This window comes from Pseudomonas sp. SIMBA_067 (assembly GCF_046534675.1).
Lineage (GTDB): Bacteria > Pseudomonadota > Gammaproteobacteria > Pseudomonadales > Pseudomonadaceae > Aquipseudomonas > Aquipseudomonas putida.
On sequence record NZ_JAWRYH010000495.1, the window covers coordinates 1 to 269 of the forward strand.

The 269-nt window shown below is 44.6% G+C and carries 1 protein-coding gene; it reads left to right on the forward strand.

Going from position 1 to position 269, the window contains the following annotated elements; translation table 11 throughout:
• Window positions 1–269 (forward strand): biotin/lipoyl-binding protein (locus tag SB765_RS30045; RefSeq protein ID WP_410932551.1); only part of this gene is annotated, 269 nt, incomplete at both ends.

A 269-nucleotide genomic window follows, 5' to 3' on the forward strand; every position in this document is an offset into this window, starting at 1 on the left:
GATGTAAAGTCGTACGGTATTGTACAACCAAAAGACCGCACTGAATTGATTGCTCAGGTGAGTGGGCAAGTTATTTCAGTTGCAGGACAATTTGTTGAAGGTGCCTTTGTAAAGCAAGGCGACATTTTAGCACGAATTGATCCAAATGATTACGAAGCTGATTTAATTGAAGCAGAAGCTGGCCTTGCCCAAGCAAGTTCAGCGCTTGAGATTGAACGCGCACAAGCGCATGTTGCTAAAGCCGAATGGGAACGCATTAAAGCAGACTC